This window comes from Rhodococcus sp. T7, from assembly GCF_009872365.1.
In the GTDB taxonomy this organism is placed as follows: Bacteria; Actinomycetota; Actinomycetes; order Mycobacteriales; family Mycobacteriaceae; genus Rhodococcus_F.
On record NZ_WXYH01000389.1, the window covers coordinates 895,045 to 895,628 of the forward strand.

General features: G+C 64.6%; 1 pseudogene and 1 other annotated feature. The pseudogene reads right to left on the reverse strand.

The features are described from left to right. Positions 1 to 436, reverse strand: a pseudogene (locus tag MLGJGCBP_RS48275) (IS3 family transposase); the annotation flags it as partial. After that, positions 21 to 152 (reverse strand) — a sequence feature (AL1L pseudoknot). (Overlaps the previous pseudogene by 132 nt.) Positions 437 to 584 lie beyond the last annotated feature (148 nt).

The following is a 584-nucleotide window of genomic DNA, read 5'->3' on the forward strand; positions in this document are numbered from 1 at the left end:
TTGGCCTTGTAATAGGTGGACGGGGCGATGCTGATGCCGTGCTCGGTGAGCACAGTACAGATCGGGTCGACCCCGAATTGGGAACGGTACGCGTCGATGTAGTCGACGATCACCGCAGTCGGCGGTCGACCTCCGCCGCCGCGAAAAACGCGCTCGCGGTCTTCAAAATCTCGTTAGCTTTGCGCAATTCGGTTACTTCTCGGCGAAGTCTGGCGACCTCGGCCGACACGTCAGGTGCCGAAGACGATGCGCCGGGGGCCTGGCGGCTCTCCTCCCGCTCGATCCAGTTCCGCAGCGTCGCCGGCGCGATGTCGAGCAGCTCGCCGACATGGCGCCGGGCTGCGACCTTCGAGCCTCCGTGCTCGTCGATCCGGTCCCGATACATCCGGACGGCGCGATCCTGGGTCTCGGCGTCGTACTTCTTCGGTGCAGGCATACCAGCATTCTCCTTGTTAGATCAGGAGTCTCCACCTCGTCCAGGACGGTTCAACCTCAACTTCGGGCTCGCCTGGGGCCTGTTCCCGCTGCTGTTCGCCACCGCCGACCTGGGCGCCGGCCAGATCGGGCTGCTGTTCGCCCTCTAC